We start from the raw sequence: 16337 nt of genomic DNA on the forward strand, positions 1-16337 counted from the left end.
CGTAGATAAACCTCGGCGGGCGCCAATGCCGATCATCCCTGCCGACCGACGCCCCCTGCTCGCTACCAGGCCCCAACAATCAAAAAGTAGCGAAATTAAATCAGACGGGACCTGAAGCGCTCCCACGTCGTCTGATACATCGTGTTCTAGTAGCCTGTACGGGCCGTGTTTTTCAGGCACCGCAGCTCGTTCAGCGGCGGAGTCTAGCAGTCCGCGGGACCGCCAGGAGTGAAGCATTGTTCAAAAAACATACATCTAGACTGCTGTTCACGTGGCTGTTGGCGCCATGGCTGGCGATGGCGGAACCCGCAGTCGAGCCCGCCGGCCCAGTTCAAGCTGTCCTGGAAAACCTCCCGACTGCGTGCGGCCAGCCCCTGGCCAACGTGGACGAAACGGCTCTGGCGCGGCTCTCCGAGCTCTACCGACGCAACCACTTTGCCGTGCTATGGACCTCTTATACCCAGATTGACGCCCTGTTAGTCCAGCTCGAGTCGCTGGCAGACGATGGGCTCCAACCTGTTTCCTACCACCCCGAAACCATTCGTCGGATCATGCACACCGCCACCCGTGATCCGCTGCACCGCGAATGCGGCGATATACTGGCCAGCCACGCCTATCTGTCGGCCTTGGGTCACCTGGCGCATGGGCGCCTGCCGCAAGAGCGCATCGAGCCCGTCTGGCACAGCCCTGATGCACCTGAGACACCGCAGGCCGAGGCGCAGCTGATGGCGATCGCCAGTGAAGGGTTGGAGCATCTCGAGCACGCCTTCAATAAAGCGCGTCCGTCGTTGGAGCAATACAACAACCTGCGCAAGGCCTATTCGCAGCTGCGCAATCAACCCCAGCCCGAGTGGCAACCAATCCCCACTGGTCAGAGCTTGCGCCCAGGCATGTCGGACCCGCGCGTCACCCAACTGCGGCTTCGTTTGAGCGCCGACGGCTACCTACCCGCTACCGCAGTCACGCCGGCCACCCGCGATGATCGCTACAGCGATCAACTGGTGGAAGCGCTCAAGGCTTTTCAGCGCCGTCACGCCCTGCAGGACGACGGCATCCTCGGTGCCGACACCCTTACCGAACTGAATGCCACCCCAGCCGACCGACTGAACCAGTTGCGGGTCAATTTGGAGCGGTTCCGCTGGCTATCCGCTGACATTGAGCCGCGCTCGCTGCTGGTCGATATCGCCGGCGGACGGGTGATCTACTTTCGCGACAGTAGCCCTCAATGGGAGGCGCGCATACAGGTGGGCCGCGATACGCGGCAGACCCCGTCCATCAAGTCGACCGTCACGCGCCTCACCCTCAACCCGACCTGGACGGTACCACCGACCATCCTGCGCGAGGACAAGCTGCCGCAGATCCGCGATAACCTCGCCTACCTCGCGCAACACAACATGCAGGTGTTGGACTATCAGGGTCAGGTACTCGACCCTGCCACTGTCGACTGGAGCAATCCGGGGCGGATCCTGCTGCGCCAGGCCGCGGGACCCGACAACCCGCTGGGCCGGGTGGTGATCCGTTTCGCCAACCCCTACTCCATCTACCTTCACGACACGCCCAGCCAAGGCCTGTTTGCACGCTCGCAGCGGGCGTTCAGCTCGGGCTGTGTCAGGGTCGAATCGGTGATGCAATTAGTCGATCTTTTACTGAAGGAGGGCGAGCGCGAGCGCGTTAGCCAATTGCTTGAGACCGGCCTGACGTACGAATACCGCCCGGCAGAAACCACCCCCATACTCCTGGCCTACTGGACAGCGGAAGCCGACCGCACCGGCCTGCCACGCTATCGCCCCGACGTCTATCACCGTGACCCAAAGCTGCTCGCAGCGTTGCAAGCCGCTGATCGCAACGCCATGCTGCGCGTCATCCCGTCCATTGATGAGCACTAATGTAAGCTCATCACAATGAGCTGGGAGCTACCGCTCAGGACCAGACCGGCGGCTCTGGCAGATTGATCGTCGACCGAGGTCTACTTGCCTTGGGATCGAACCCAGGTATCTTGCATGGCAACAACCGCCTGCACTTACGCCATTGCCTCGCCGCTGCAGGCGCTCGGTCAACGCAGCCTGGAACACCAAGATCGTTGCCGCCACGGATAGCCGAGCAGACGTTTTGAAGAAAACAAATAAAAGCAGTACCTGGAACGAAGCTGACCGACTCGCAGCCCTTGCGCGTTACCGCATTCTCGACACCCCCGCCGAGGCGGCATTCGACGATCTGGTAGCGCTTGCCGCCGAGCTATGTGCCTGCCCCAGCGCCGCCATCGTGTTTGTCGACGAGGATCGCCAATGGGTAAAGGCCTCGGTCAACTTCGAAGGCGCCGACCGCCCTCGGGACAAAGCACTCTGCTCCCGGGCCATTGAATGCACCGAACCGCTGGTGATCGAAGACCTGACCCACGAGCCGCTGGCCAACGGCATGACGGGCTTCTATGCCGCAGCGGTACTGCGCACCGCCGACGGCCTGCCGCTCGGCACGCTATGCGTTCTGGACAGCAAGCCGCGGCAGCTTTCGAAGCGCCAATCAGCCCATCTGGAGGCCCTGGGCCGCCAGGTCATGGCGCTGCTGGAGCTGCGTCGCAGCCGCGAAGCCAACGAGCGCAACCGACAGATCATCGACAGCGCGGTGGATTACGCGATTCTCACCACTGACGCCGAGGGCCTCATCACCAGCTGGAACCAGGGCGCCGAACGCATCCTCGGCTGGCAACCTCAAGAGGCCATCGGCAGCCACTCAGCGCGATTCTACGTAGCGGAAGACGTGGCCTGCGGCGTGCCTGACAAGGAGATGGCAACCGCGGCGCGTGACGGCTCGGCGATGAACGAACGCTGGCATGTGCGCAAGGATGGCAGCCGCTTCTGGGCCAGCGGCGTCCAGATGCCACTCAAGGATGATCACGGACAGCACTTGGGTTTCGTGCATATCCTGCGCGACCTGACCGAGCGCCTTCATGAACAGGCAGCGATTCGCCAAGCCGAAGAGCGCTACCGCGCCCTGGTCGACCTTAGCCCTCAAGTGATCTGGCAGTGCGATGCCGGCGGGCAGCTGATCTTCTGTAATCGCTACTGGTGCGATTTCACCGGGATGAGCACCGAAGCCTCGGCCGGCATGGGCTGGCTGTCGGCGGTAGCGCCGGATCACCGCGACGCCATACTGAAGCAATGGCAAGGCGCTCTGAAATCCGGCCAGGCCGGCAGTTTCGAAGTCCCGCTGCTGGCCGCCGACGGCAGCTCACGCTGGTTTCAAGGCAGCGGCGCGCCCGTTTATGACTGCGATGGCCGACTGCTGCACTGGGTACTGGTCGCGCAGGACATTCACGAGCGCCGCCTGGCCGAGATCAAGCGCCTGGAAAGCGAGGCGTTCACCCGCAGTCTGCTCGACGCGGCCAGCGAAGGCTTCTACTCCATCGACACCCGAGGATTGGTCACGCTTTGCAACGAGGCGTTCGTCAAGCTACTCGGCTTCGCCAACAAGGACGAGGTGCTTGGCCGGCAGCTACATCCTTTGATCCACCACAGTCACATAGACGGCTCGCCTTACCCGATCGAAGACTGTCCGATTCAGCGCGCGGCACGAACCGGTGAGTCGGTACACGTCGAATACGAGCTGTTCTTTCGCCTAGACGGTAGCAGCCTGCCCGTCGAGTACCGGGTCGCTCCGCTGTACCAGGACAATGTATTGCAAGGTGCGATCTGCACCTTTACCGACATCAGCGAAAGAACCCGCGGCGAAGCCCAGCAATCCTATCTGCTGGAGCTCAGCGACCAGCTCCAGGACAGCAGTAGCCGCATCGAGCTGGCCGACATGATGGCCGAGCGGCTTGCCCAGCTGATGGGGGCGGAGTGTATCTATCAGGGACATCTCGACGAGCGCGATAACCTGATCGCTGATGAGCACTGGCCGCTGGATGTCAGCAAGTCGCGCACCGTTCACACGCTGGGTGCCTGTGCCGAACCTTTGCGCCTACGCTTGTCGCAGGGCCTGATCGTGCCGTTCGACGACCTCCTTGATGAGGCCGGTTGCCATGGCCGTTTCGGTGTTCTGCATGAGCATTTCGGCTATCGCAGTCTGCTACTGGCACCACTGCTGCAGCAAACGCCCAACTGTGCATTTCTCTTGTTCGGGAGCCGGCAGCCGCGGGCCTGGAGCCAGACCGATATTTCGTTTGTACGAGAAGTGGTCGAACGCATCCGTGCCGCAGCCGACCGGGCACGCGCTCGCTCGGCCCTGCTGGAGGCCGAACAGCGCGTCAGCCTCGCCAACGAAATTGCTGCAATCGGCGTCTGGGAATACGATTTTGAACACAACAACCTGCACTGGGATGCGCAGCTCAAGATGCTCGCCAACCTGGGGCCGAATGAGCCGGCGCTGTCGGTCGACCACTTCCTTGCGCGGGTTCACCCGGATGACCGGCACAACCTGATAATGGCCTTCCGTAATGCGCTCGACGGCGTAGGCGGCGGCGAATTGAACCTGGACTACCGGGTGTACGACGAGCGCAGCGAGCAGTTCCGCTGGTTGGCCAACCGTGGCCGCCGACTGATCGACGGCGACGGCAGGGTTTGCCTGCTCGGCACCGCCCGAGACATCACCGCCGAACGCAATGCGGCCTTGAAGCTGCTGCGCATGAACGCGCTGCTCGAAGAGCAGATACAGGAACGGCAGATCACCGAGCAGCGCCAATCGGTGTTGATGGAGCTGGGCGATCTGCTGCGCGGGCAACCCGATAGCATCACCATCGTCACGGCTGCCGTGCGCGCGCTGGGCACGACGTTGCAGGTAACCCGAGCGGCCTTTCTGTCCATCGACCCGGGCGGACAGTACGCCACCGTCGAGCGCTATTGGAGTGACGGCGCCCTGGGTGACTATAGCGAGCGCATGTGCTTCGCCGACTACGGTGACTTCATCTACGACCTGCAGCACGACGAGCTGGTGGTGGTTGATGACGTGCTGCATGACCCACGCACTGCCGCGCAGGCAGCGAGCCTGCGGCTGCGGCGCATTCAAAGCCTGGTCTGCGTGCCGCTGCAGGAGCAGGGCGTCCTGAGCGCTGCCCTGATTCTCTTGCAGGACCGACCGCGGCAATGGGCAGAAGAAGACATTTCCTTTATCCGCGAAGTGGCTGACCGTGCCTGGACGGCCGACGAGCGGATGCGCGCCGAAAGTGCATTGCGCGCCAGCGAGGAGCAGTTCCGGACCCTCGCCGACAACATGAGTCAGTTTGCCTGGATGGCCGACCCGGCGGGCCGCATCTACTGGTACAACAAGCGCTGGTACGACTACACCGGCACCACACTGGAAGCCATGCGCGCCCTGGGTTGGCGCTCGGTGCATCACCCCGACCATCACGAGCGCGTCAGCGCCTCGATGAAGCGCGCCGTAGCGATCGGCTCGATCTGGGAGGAAACCTTCCCGCTGCGCGGCAAGAGCGGCCAGTATCGTTGGTTCCTTGCGCGCGCAGTGCCCATTCGCGACGATTTCGGCCAGGTGACCCGCTGGTTCGGCACAAACACCGATATCACCGCCCAGGTCACCGCCGAAGAAGCACTGCGCGAGTTGAATGACAATCTGGAACGGCGTGTCGCCGAACGTACGCGTGAACTGGCTGAGATCAACCATCTGCTGCATCTGGAAATGGGTGAACGGGAACGCGCCGAGGACACCTTGCGCCATGCTCAGAAGATGGAGGCTATTGGCCAGCTTACGGGCGGCCTGGCCCACGACTTCAATAACATGCTGACCGGCGTGCTCGGCGCCCTCGACCTGATCCAGCGGCGAGTCGCCAATGGCCAGGTAAACGATCTCGGTCGCTACGTGGATGCGGCGGCCAGTTCGGCCACCCGCGCTGCGGCACTGACCCACCGCCTGCTGGCCTTCGCGCGGCGCCAATCGCTGGACCCGCAACCGGTAAACGTCAACCTGTTGGTCGAGTCGATGGAAGATATGCTGCGCCGCACCATGGCCGAGCACATCGAGTTCGAAACCCACCTGCAGGAAAGCCCCTGGCTGGCTTACACCGATGCGCACCAGCTCGAAAATGCCCTGCTCAACCTAGTGATCAACGCGCGCGATGCCATGAGCGAGGGCGGCAAGCTGATCATTCAAACCGGCTCGGTACAGATCAATACTTCGCAGCCAGACGGCCCCGAACCCGGCGAATACGTCACCCTCAGCGTGGCCGACAACGGCTCGGGCATGCCGCCTGAAGTAGTAGCCAAGGCATTCGACCCGTTCTTCACCACCAAACCTATCGGTCAGGGCACCGGCCTCGGGCTTTCGATGGTCTATGGCTTCGTCAAGCAGACTGGCGGCCATGTGCGCATCGACAGTACCCCGGGGCAAGGCACCCTGATCACGCTGTTCCTGCCGCGCAACCGGACGCAAACTGCACTTAGCGATGAGTCATCCAGCAATCCGGCAGCCGTTGGTGGTGCCGAGGCCGACGAAACCGTGCTGGTGGTCGAGGATGAAGCTGCGGTGCGCATGTTGGTGGTCGAGGTGCTGCAAGAGCTCGGCTATCAGGTTCTGGAAGCGGTGGACGGCAACAGTGCACTGCCGTATCTGACCAGCACTCAACGTATCGACTTGCTGGTCAGCGATATCGGTCTGCCTGGCATCAACGGGCGCCAGCTGGCCGAAATGGCTCGCCAGCACCGACCGGACCTACACGTGCTGTTCATCACCGGCTATGCACCCAATGCTCAGGTCCGTGGCGAGTTCCTCGGCCCGGGGATGGACATGCTGGCCAAGCCCTTCAGCATCGACATGCTCGGGGCTAAGGTTCGCCAACTGATCGAGCGCAGCGGATAGCGTCCAAGGAACTCTGCTGATCGCTGCGCACTCTTTAATGGAGGATCAAGCAGAGGCATCCATCATGCGCAAAACAATTCTGGCAGCCGTTACCCTGAGCTGTATCCCTTTTAGCGCGGCGATGGCGGACGACGGTTTCGTCCGCCAGATTCTGTCGTCAGGCGCCACCACCGCTTCCACTTACATGACGTTCCGCGACGACAAGCTGGTCGCTGCGGCACGCGAAGACGCCAGCAGTTTCGTGGCCAGCGATGGCGCCATCCGCGGTCCCTATCTCGAAGCGATGCTCGTCAATTTACGCCACGAGCAACCTCACCTGGAAGCCAGCGACATGCAGCTGGCCAGCGCCATCCTTGCAGCCGAACAACACTAGGTGAAGCAACGCCGGCCAACCGGCCGGCATGTCGCTCCGCATGCATTCAAGCGGCAAATCGCATCGCCATTCCGTCCACTCGCAGCATCCGGAGAATTCCATGAAGAAAACCGCATCCGCCGTCTGGCAAGGTGATCTCAAAAGCGGCAAAGGCACCATCAGTACAGAAAGTGGCGCGCTAAAAGACAATCCTTACGGTTTCAACACCCGCTTCGAAGGTGCGCCTGGCACCAACCCCGAAGAGCTGATTGGCGCCGCACACGCAGGCTGTTTCTCGATGGCTCTGTCGATGATGCTTGGTGAGGCAGGATTGACCGCCGAACGCATCAACACCACAGCCGAAGTCACGCTGGACAAGGACGACAAAGGCTTTTCCATCACGGCCATCGCCCTGACGCTGAAAGCCAAGGTGCCTGGGGCCGACGAGCAACAGTTTCAACAGATCGCCAACCAGGCGAAGGAAGGCTGCCCGGTATCGCGCGTGCTCAATGCACAGATCAGCCTGAGCGCGACGCTGGAGAGCTAATTGCGCACATACAAAAACGCCGCCCATGGGGCGGCGTTTTTGTATGTGCGGTTTACTGGGTCAGCCGCGGATGTTGTAGATGTCCTTCTCGTTCAGCTCGGCGTATTCATACAAGCGATTGAGGTAGGCGCTCTGCTGTTCCCATACTTTGCTGGCGACCGGATCAGCCGCGGCAGAGGCGTCGACCACCTCGGCTGCCACTTCCCTCAGGCGGGCCAGTACTTCGTCGGGAAGGCGGCGAACTTCAACGCCTTGCTCACGCAGCTGCTCCATGGCCTCCATGTTCTTCGCGTTGTAGTCGTCGAGCATGTCTCCGTTGACGGCACGGGCCGCGGAACGAACGATGGCCTTCAGATCGTCCGGCAGGGTTTCCCAAGCCTTTAAGTTGACGTCCAGTTCGAAGGTTACGTTCGGCTCCTGCCAGCCCGGCGTGTAGTAGTACTTGGCCGCTTTGTGCAGACCAAGCGCCAGATCGTTGTATGGCCCAATCCACTCAGTGGCGTCGATGGCCCCGGTCTGCAGCGCCGTGAAGATCTCGCCGGCCGGCATGTTGACTACGGTGCCGCCCATCTTGGTCAGTACTTCACCGCCCAGGCCGGGGGTACGCATCTTCAGGCCGTTGAAATCGTCTACCGATTTGATTTCCTTGTTGAACCAGCCGGCGGTCTGTACACCGGTCGCACCACAGGCCATGGGCAGCACGCCAAACGGCTTGTAGACCTCTTCCCACAACTCCATGCCACCGCCGCGATGCAGCCAGGCGTTCATTTCCTGGGCGTTGGGACCGAATGGCAGCGCGCAGAAGAACTGAGCAGCCGGAACCTTGCCTTTCCAGTAGTAGGGCGCACCATGCCCCATCTCGGCAGTACCGCGCGAAACTGCATCGAATACCTCGAGTGCCGGTACCAGCTCACCTGCAGCGTAGACCTTGACCGTGAGGCGGCCATCGCTCATTTCGTTGACCCGCTTGGCGAAATTCTCAGCGCCAACGCCCACGCCGGGGAAGTTCTTCGGCCAGGACGTGACCATCTTCCAGTTGAATTTCTCGGTGCTTGCTGTGCCTTCGGGCTTGGCGGCGGTTTCGGTTTCCTTATTGCAACCGGCCAGTGCGGTTGCGGCCAGACCAACGCCAGCGGCGGCCAGAATTTGACGACGTTTCATGAGTCACTCCTTGTTGTTGTAATGCTGAATGTCGGAACCCCGAAATCAGGTAGTTCTAGCTATCATATGGCTATCTCTCACTCAAGCACCGTGACTACGTACAGGCACTACGTACGTAGTACTGCCGGTTGCGACACGTTCGCACAGCCGCCTAGAATCGCCGGCCGCCTGGCCATAACAATAAAGGATCTGCCATGTCGAAACATGCCCCTCCACTGCTCGGTCTCGCCAGAGTCATCGACGCCGTGAACGCCCGCTTCGGACAGGCCTGCGCCTGGCTGACCCTTTTCCTAGTCCTTGGCACCGCCGTGGTCGTCGTACTGCGCTACGGATTCGGTATCGGCGCGACTGCGCTGCAGGAAGCCGTCCTTTACGCACATGCACTGGTGTTCATGGGCGCCGCTGCCTGGGTGCTGCAACGCAACGGGCATGTCCGCGTCGACATCTTCTACCAGCGCTTTACCCCGCGCTACCAGGCCTTGGTCGAAGTGCTCGGCACCTTGCTGTTTCTCTTGCCTGTCTGTCTGTTTCTCGGCTGGGCAAGCTGGGACTATGTCGCCAACTCCTGGGCGACGCTGGAAGGCTCCAGCGAATCCGGCGGGCTGAAGTTCGTTTATCTGCAGAAAAGCATCATTCTCGTGCTGGTGATCTGCCTCATTCTGCAAGGCGTTTCCGAAATCATTAAAGCTGGCTACGCCATGGCTGGACGCCTGCCTGAGCAGGAGGTGAAGCATGGCTGAGTTGATGGCGATACTGCTGTTCATCAGCATCTGCGCGGCCTTGATGGCCGGCTACCCGGTGGCGTTTACACTTGGCGGCGTTTCACTGCTGTTCGCCGGCCTCGGCATCATCACCGGCACCTTTGATGGCGGCTACCTGAGCGCTCTGCCGAACCGCCTGTTCGGCATCATGAACAACCAGACGATGCTGGCGGTCCCGCTGTTCGTATTCATGGGCGTGATGCTGGAAAAGAGTCGAGTCGCCGAAGACTTGCTCGAATCCATGTCGCGGCTGTTCGGCACCCTGCGCGGCGGCCTGGCGATTTCCGTTTGCGTGGTGGGCGCATTGCTCGCGGCCAGCACCGGCATCGTTGGCGCCACGGTTGTAACCATGGGTCTGCTGGCGCTGCCGACCATGTTGCGCCGCGGCTATGATCCAGCCATCTCGACCGGCACCCTAGCCGCCACCGGCACACTGGGCCAAATCATTCCGCCGTCGATCGTGCTGGTCCTGCTGGGCGATGTCATGTCCAGCGCCTACCAGCAGGCGCAGCTGAAGATGGGCATCTTCTCACCGAAGACCGTCTCGGTCGGCGACCTGTTCGTCGGTGCGCTACTGCCCGGTTTGCTGCTGGTCGGCATGTACATCCTGTACATCATCGGCGTCGCCATCTTTCAGCCGAAGAAACTGCCGGCGCTGCCGCAGGAAGAGCTCGGCCCGATCGAGTGGGGCAAGTTGGTCAATGCGCTGGTGCCGCCACTGCTGCTGATCAGCGCCGTGCTTGGCTCCATCCTTGCCGGCTACGCCACGCCGACAGAGGCCGCGGCGCTCGGTGCGCTCGGCGCGATGATCCTGGCGCTCTATAAGGGCAAGCTGAACTTCGGCCAACTGCGCGAAGTGGCCTATGGCACCACTGAAATCAGCGCCATGGTGTTTCTGATCCTGATTGGCGCCTCGCTGTTCTCGCTGGTGTTCCGCGGCTTCGGCGGAGAAGTGCTGATCGAAGACGTCTTTGCCCAATTGCCAGGTGGCGTGCTCGGTGCCTTCTTCCTGGTCATGGTCGTGATCTTCCTGCTGGGCTTCATTCTCGACTTCATCGAGATCACCTTTGTGGTCGTCCCGATCGTCGGCCCTGTACTGCTGGCCATGGGGCTCGATCCAGTGTGGCTCGGCGTAATGATCGCACTGAACCTGCAGACCTCGTTCCTCACGCCACCCTTCGGCTTCGCGCTGTTCTATCTGCGCGGCGTCACGCCAAAATCTGTGCCCACCAGCACGATCTACAAAGGTGTACTGCCGTTCATCCTGATTCAGCTACTGCTGCTGGTGATTGCCTACCAGTTCCCAGGGCTGGTTACCTGGCTACCCGAACAGATCTACGGTCAATAGCCCCAAGCAGACGCCCGTTTCGACGGGCGTCTGGCTTTTCGGCGGCGGCTTTCAGCGCGACCATAGCCATGAACCCGCCATCGCCAAACCCTCATGCCCACCTCCTTCAGCTACGCACAACTGGCAGAACGCTTTCGACAACTCGACGAGTTCCTGCTGCAGCACCAGGCGTTGTGGCGTCCGCGCCCCTTCACGCATCTGCATCTTCCCTGGGAAGCCGAACTCCCCGAGCTTGCCAGCTGGTTGCGGGGCCGCTCGCTGGAAGACGCTGAAGCCGCTCACAACCAGCCCGCACAACTGCAGGCGCCCGCTCCGTTTCCTCAGCTGGCGGCGCAGGCCACCGCCCTGAGCTGCATGGATGAGTTACCTACCTCGTCGCCCCTCGCCCCCGACGCCCGGCAATCAGTCGACGTCCCGGGGCGAAAATGGCAGCAGATTCAGGCATTCGGTGCGGCGCTGAGGTTCAGCGAAACGCCCCAGCACTGGCTCGACTGGTGTGCGGGCAAGGGCCACCTGGGCCGTCAGCTGGCCAGTCGCGGCGGCGGGCTGACCTGTCTCGAGTGGGATAAGGCCTTGGTTACCGCCGGAACCCAGCTAAGTCAGAAGCTGGGCGTCGTTGCAACCCATTGCCAGCAGGATGTGATGACTGACAGCGTGTCATCGCAGCTCGATCCGACGATGACGCCGGTGGCGCTACATGCCTGCGGCGATCTGCACGTTCGACTGATCGACCTGAGCATTGCGCAGCATTGTCGCCAGCTGGCACTAGCGCCCTGTTGCTACAACCGAATCCAGAGCGATCGCTACCTGCCCTTGTCATCGCTCGCCCGACAGTCTGCCCTAGAGCTAACGCGCGACGACCTCGGCTTACCCCTCAGCGAAACCGTGACCGCCGGTGCGCGAGAGCGCCGCCAGCGCGACCAATCGATGGCCTGGCGCCTGGGTTTCGACCTGCTGCAACGTGAATTGCGCGGCAGCGACCGTTACCTGCCCACGCCCTCGCTCCCCAACAGCTGGCTGAAAAAAAGCTTCGCCCACTACTGCCGTGACCTGGCGGCCCTCAAGGAACTACCCGAGCCACCGCAGCAGGACTGGGAGGCGCTCGAAAAACGCGGCTGGCAACGACTCGCTGAAGTGCGCAATCTGGAATTGCTGCGCGGCCTGTTTCGTCGTCCGCTAGAGATCTGGCTACTGCTCGACCGCGCGCTGCTGCTGGCCGAAAACGGCTATACGATACGCTTGGGCACCTTCTGCCCAGCCGAGCTGACCCCTCGCAATCTGATGCTGATCGCCGAGTTTGAGCACCCAAGTGCAAGCACGTGAGAAAACTCATGCAAACAACTGGCAACAAACAGTTTACTCGCCGCGAGCAATGGCTATAATGGCGCCCATCTTTTAGCCGGTATAGCTCAGCTGGTAGAGCAACTGACTTGTAATCAGTAGGTCCCGAGTTCGACTCTTGGTGCCGGCACCATACGAAACAACAGAAAAGGCTCACCTCGTGGTGGGCCTTTTTTGTTTCATACAGCGCTCCTCACGAAATGATCCCATCGGCGGCGCGCCGTGGGTTTGCGCGAGAGCCGCGTCAAGCGGTCGCTGCAACTGATTTTATTGAAGAATCCAGACCCGAGGCCGACATAGCGGCATGCTACGCCGGGCAGATAATGGCGTTTTGACTCAACTTCTCACGGCTGCGCTTGATGCTTATCACTCCTCTACGCAGCTTACGGGCTCGTTTCGCAATCCTTGTCGCCTCGGTTGTCCTCGTACTCAGCTGCATCTTCGGCGCCGCCATTGGTGAATCTTCCATTTCGCGTCTGGAGGAATGGACAGGCTTGCAGCTTGGAGAAGCCGCATTTTCCATGGTCGACCGCCTTGACCGCGACATGAGCGGGCGCTCTCAGGAGCTGGCTGTGCTCAGTGAGCTACAGGCACTTCGCAATCCGGAGAATGTTGGCGAAGCCCGCGCGCTTCTCAATGATCTGAGCGATCACTTTCCGAGCTACTCCTGGATTGGCCTCACCAATGCCAGTGGCAAGGTCGTAGCGTCGACCGACGGCCTGCTGGAGGGCGTGGATATTTCGGCCAGACCCGTATTCACCAACGGGTTGGAGACCACCTTTATCGGTGATGTCCACGAAGCGGTGCTACTGGCCCAGCTGCTCCCGAACCCGTCGGGAGAGGCGATGAAGTTTGTCGACATCAGCATGCCGGTGCGCGACGCCGCCGGGACGCTGGTAGGCGTGCTGGCGACACATCTGTCCTGGGAGTGGGCTGACGAGGTGGGCCGGTCACTGTTTGAACCGTTGCAGAAGCGTTTGCCCGGGCTGGAATTTCTCGTCGTCAGCAAAGACCGGACGGTGCTGCTCGGCCCCAGGGAGATGATTGGCAAGCCCATTGGCATCAAGCTCGAAGATCATCCCATGCAGAATTGGTCTGTTGTGCACTGGCCAGACGGCACGAAGTACTTGACCGGCTTTGCCGAAAGCCTCGGTTTCGAAGACTACCCGGGGCTGGGGTGGACCGTCATTGCTCGCCAGCCGGTCAAGCTCGCGTTCGCCGAAGCACGCCAATTGCGCAACGAAATCTTCGCCTGGGGCGCCCTATTGTCCTTGGCCTTCGCAGCGATTGGCTGGTTTGCTGCGGGCATGATCACACGACCGCTAAAGGAGATCGTTGACGCAGCCGCTCGTATTTCCGAGGGCGCAGATGTCCGGATCCCGTTGCTGACTAGCACGCGGGAAGTCGAAGCCCTGAGCGTAGCGATACGGCATCTGGTGGACAGCCTGACCCGCAAGAGAACTCAGCTGGCGGTCGTCGAAGGCATTGCCTATCGCGATACCGTGACCGGACTGCCAAATCGAGCAGCGCTGCAGAAGTACGTCGAAACCGTGCGTACAGCAGACGAGCAGCAGCCCAGCTTTGGCGTGTTATGCCTGGACCTCGACGGCTTCAAGCCGATCAATGACCGCTTTGGCCATGCCGCCGGCGATGCGTTGCTCCATGAGGTTGGATTGCGACTCTCCGCCTCGATCCGCGACGGTGATATCGCGGTGCGCCACGGAGGCGATGAGTTCGTCCTGCTTTTGCGCCTCCGACCGGGCGAGTCCGTGCGCAATGTGCAACGCGCAGCCGAGCGCATCATTGCCAGGCTGGCTGAGCCGATATCGCTGGCGGGCGAAGCGATCACCATCGGCGGCAGCGTCGGCGGCGCACTCTGGTCCGGAGGTGGATTTTCTGAAGCGCTGATGCTGGCCGACGAAGCGCTATATCAGGCCAAGGGAGCAGGCAAGGGGCGCGCAAGCTTTAACTTCGCAAGCAACGAGAGCGTCCAGCAGCACCACACTGAAACGGTTTGAGTCAGCGAACCTAGTCGAATAGCCGGACGCAAAAAAGCCCCGCATCAAACGATGCGGGGCTTTTCTGTCTGGCTGAGTCCTGTCCCTTTGGCCGCTTCCAGCAGCGATTCCTTGCGTCAGTCCTGACGTTTCGCGAGATCCTTCGCGGCAGCCTTGCACCAGCCCCAAGGCGGAGGGCTGGTCGCCGTGCTAGGCGCTCCATGGCACATCGAGATGGGTCAGGGAACGGCCAGCAGCGGCAGCAGGGTTAAGAACAGGTGTGATGGCAAAAGTTCCACTTTTGAGATGAAAAGGCCATCAGCTTAAGTACAACCAAGAAAAGACCAGCGTAACCGTCAGTCGGCCATGCCACGGGGCAGGCACGCCTAGATGGGCCTTCAGCCGACCGTTTCGCCTGCTCTCAGGCCACCAGTTTCCTGCTAATGGCCTGCTCTAAGGCCTTTCGCCAGCTCCCTGGCGGCCTGACCGCGATACATTTCCAATTGTTTACGTCCGGAACATGTCAGGCAAAACACGGTCTGCTGTGCGTCGCCACTCCAGCGCAACTGAAGGCAATGCTTGCCACCACGGAGCCAGCCTTGAGGAGCCGAGCCACTCGATGAGCGCAATCACCACCCTCTTCCACAAACTCAAGCTGTACCTGTTCAATGCTTCATGGATGATGGCGGAGCGGTTGCTGAACATCGGCGTGGGCTTTCTCATGGCGATCGTGCTGGCCCGCTACCTGGGACCGGAACAGTTCGGGATTCTCGCCTACGCCATTTCCATGACCGCGATCTTCGCCTCGGCCGGTCACATGGGCCTGGCAGGGCTGGTGGTGCGCGAGGTAGTCAAGCAGCCGGACAAGGTGCCGGAAACCCTGGGCACCACTTTCATGCTTAAGCTGGCCGGCATGACGATTGGTTTCGTCCTGGTGCTCGTTTACGCGTGGGTGTTCGAAGAGGTCGGCGGCACGGAATTCTGGATGCTGCTGATCGTGGCCTCGGCGATCTTCTTCCAGACCTTCGACGTGGTCGAATACTGGTTCCAGTCCCAGGTGCAGGCCAAATATCCAGCAATCGCCAAATCCAGTGCGATCTTGCTATCCGCCGTGCTCAAGCTGGTTCTAGTGCTCAGCGGTGCGGGCGTTATGGCCTTCGCGTTTGCCCATACCGCTCAGTTCGTAATGGCAGCGGCGATTCTGGCGATGCTCTACAAGGGCACCACAACGGTATCCCTGATGAGCTGGAAAGCCACTTTCGCCAAGGCCAAGGAGCTGCTTAGCCAAGGCTGGATCATCTACGTGGGCGCGATCTTCGCTGTCATTTATATGAAGATCGATCAAGTCATGCTCAAGTGGATGGTGGGTGCCGAAGAAGTCGGCGTGTATGCCGTAGCAGCGCAGCTTTCCGAAGCTTGGTATTTCCTGCCAACAGCCATCGTCGCGTCCTTGTTTCCGAAGCTGATCAAACTGCATGAAGCAGACCTGGCGCGCTTCAATCAACGTCTCCAGCAGCTCTTCGACGTCTTGTTCATCCTTGCCATTGGCGTGGCGGTCTTCGTGTCACTCGTCGCCGGACCGATAATTTCGTTGTTGTTCGGCGCCGAGTACCAGAACTCGGCGTCGATCCTCACCATCCATATCTGGGCGGGCGTGTTCATCTTCATGCGTGCGGCGTTCAGTCGCTGGATCCTGATCGAAGGTGCGCTGATGTTTTCGCTGATCACTCAGGGGCTCGGTGCGCTGGCCAATGTCGGCATCAACCTGCTGCTGATTCCCCAATACGGGGGCGAAGGTGCTGCCATGGCCACACTAATTTCCTATGCAATTGCTTCGTACGCCGCATTGCTGGTGCACAAGAAGACCCGTCCGGTCTTCTACATGATGACCAAGTCGATGTTCAGCCCCGTCCGTTATGCAATCCATGCCGTAGGAGCCGCCCGATGAGCTTGATGTCTCTCGCCAGAGCTTTGCCTGACCCAGTCAAGAATCGCATCAAGGGTGTTCATGCCACTTAATGCA

10 protein-coding genes and 1 tRNA gene are annotated in these 16337 nt (G+C 61.0%); 10 read left to right on the forward strand and 1 reads right to left on the reverse strand.

The window, feature by feature from the left end:
- The first annotated feature begins 236 nt into the window (after positions 1–236).
- The 4 genes from AAGW23_RS02615 to AAGW23_RS02630 all read left to right on the forward strand — a co-directional run bounded on the left by AAGW23_RS02615 (position 237) and on the right by AAGW23_RS02630 (position 7706).
- Positions 237–1886, forward strand: coding sequence for a L,D-transpeptidase family protein (locus AAGW23_RS02615; protein ID WP_342404800.1), 1650 nt, complete (start codon positions 237–239; stop codon positions 1884–1886).
- Positions 1887–2109: 223 nt separating this feature from the next.
- Positions 2110–6807, forward strand: coding sequence for a PAS domain S-box protein (locus AAGW23_RS02620; protein ID WP_342404801.1), 4698 nt, complete (start codon positions 2110–2112; stop codon positions 6805–6807).
- A 64-nt stretch (positions 6808–6871) separates the two neighbouring features.
- Positions 6872–7180: a DUF2388 domain-containing protein gene (locus AAGW23_RS02625; protein WP_342404802.1), complete on the forward strand. Its 309-nt coding sequence runs from the start codon at positions 6872–6874 to the stop codon at positions 7178–7180.
- 100 nt (positions 7181–7280) lie between these two features.
- The gene (locus tag AAGW23_RS02630) at positions 7281–7706 is read left to right on the forward strand and encodes an OsmC family protein (protein WP_342404804.1); all 426 of its coding nucleotides are present in this window, start codon (positions 7281–7283) and stop codon (positions 7704–7706) included.
- Positions 7707–7766: 60 nt separating this feature from the next.
- On the opposite strand, the gene AAGW23_RS02635 is transcribed toward AAGW23_RS02630, so the two are convergent.
- Positions 7767–8867 (reverse strand): TRAP transporter substrate-binding protein, encoded by a 1101-nt coding sequence (locus AAGW23_RS02635; protein WP_342404805.1) that lies wholly within the window; start codon positions 8865–8867, stop codon positions 7767–7769.
- Positions 8868–9061: 194 nt separating this feature from the next.
- On the opposite strand from AAGW23_RS02635, the gene AAGW23_RS02640 reads away from it, so the two are divergent.
- The 6 genes from AAGW23_RS02640 (at position 9062) to AAGW23_RS02665 (ending at position 16262) form a co-directional block, all read left to right on the forward strand.
- Positions 9062–9607, forward strand: coding sequence for a TRAP transporter small permease subunit (locus AAGW23_RS02640; RefSeq protein ID WP_159969549.1), 546 nt, complete (start codon positions 9062–9064; stop codon positions 9605–9607).
- A complete protein-coding gene (locus AAGW23_RS02645; RefSeq protein ID WP_342404806.1) occupies positions 9600–10976 on the forward strand; it encodes a TRAP transporter large permease subunit in 1377 nt (458 codons plus the stop codon). Before AAGW23_RS02640 ends, AAGW23_RS02645 begins: the two co-directional genes overlap by 8 nt.
- Positions 10977–11069: 93 nt before the next feature.
- Positions 11070–12299 (forward strand): methyltransferase, encoded by a 1230-nt coding sequence (locus AAGW23_RS02650; RefSeq protein ID WP_342404807.1) that lies wholly within the window; start codon positions 11070–11072, stop codon positions 12297–12299.
- A gap of 75 nt (positions 12300–12374) precedes the next feature.
- Positions 12375–12450, forward strand: a tRNA-Thr gene (locus AAGW23_RS02655).
- Positions 12451–12676: 226 nt separating this feature from the next.
- On the forward strand, positions 12677–14335 hold the full coding sequence (locus tag AAGW23_RS02660) for a diguanylate cyclase domain-containing protein (protein WP_342404808.1): 1659 nt from the start codon (positions 12677–12679) through the stop codon (positions 14333–14335).
- Positions 14336–14933: 598 nt separating this feature from the next.
- Positions 14934–16262 carry a flippase gene (locus AAGW23_RS02665; RefSeq protein WP_342404809.1) on the forward strand — a complete coding sequence of 443 codons (1329 nt, stop codon included), beginning with the start codon at positions 14934–14936 and terminating at the stop codon, positions 16260–16262.
- Positions 16263–16337: the final 75 nt, after the last annotated feature.

This window comes from Stutzerimonas chloritidismutans, from assembly GCF_038562055.1.
Lineage (GTDB): Bacteria > Pseudomonadota > Gammaproteobacteria > Pseudomonadales > Pseudomonadaceae > Stutzerimonas > Stutzerimonas chloritidismutans_A.

Bases quoted from the DNA above. Each gene is read 5' to 3' on its own strand.
- AAGW23_RS02665 (WP_342404809.1), top strand. From the start codon at position 14,934: ATGAGCGCAATCACCACCCTCTTCCACAAACTCAAGCTGTACCTGTTC.
- AAGW23_RS02645 (WP_342404806.1), top strand. From the start codon at position 9,600: ATGGCTGAGTTGATGGCGATACTGCTGTTCATCAGCATCTGCGCGGCC.
- AAGW23_RS02635 (WP_342404805.1), bottom strand. From the start codon at position 8,867: ATGAAACGTCGTCAAATTCTGGCCGCCGCTGGCGTTGGTCTGGCCGCA.
- AAGW23_RS02650 (WP_342404807.1), top strand. From the start codon at position 11,070: ATGCCCACCTCCTTCAGCTACGCACAACTGGCAGAACGCTTTCGACAA.
- AAGW23_RS02640 (WP_159969549.1), top strand. From the start codon at position 9,062: ATGTCGAAACATGCCCCTCCACTGCTCGGTCTCGCCAGAGTCATCGAC.
- AAGW23_RS02630 (WP_342404804.1), top strand. From the start codon at position 7,281: ATGAAGAAAACCGCATCCGCCGTCTGGCAAGGTGATCTCAAAAGCGGC.
- AAGW23_RS02660 (WP_342404808.1), top strand. From the start codon at position 12,677: ATGCTTATCACTCCTCTACGCAGCTTACGGGCTCGTTTCGCAATCCTT.
- AAGW23_RS02625 (WP_342404802.1), top strand. From the start codon at position 6,872: ATGCGCAAAACAATTCTGGCAGCCGTTACCCTGAGCTGTATCCCTTTT.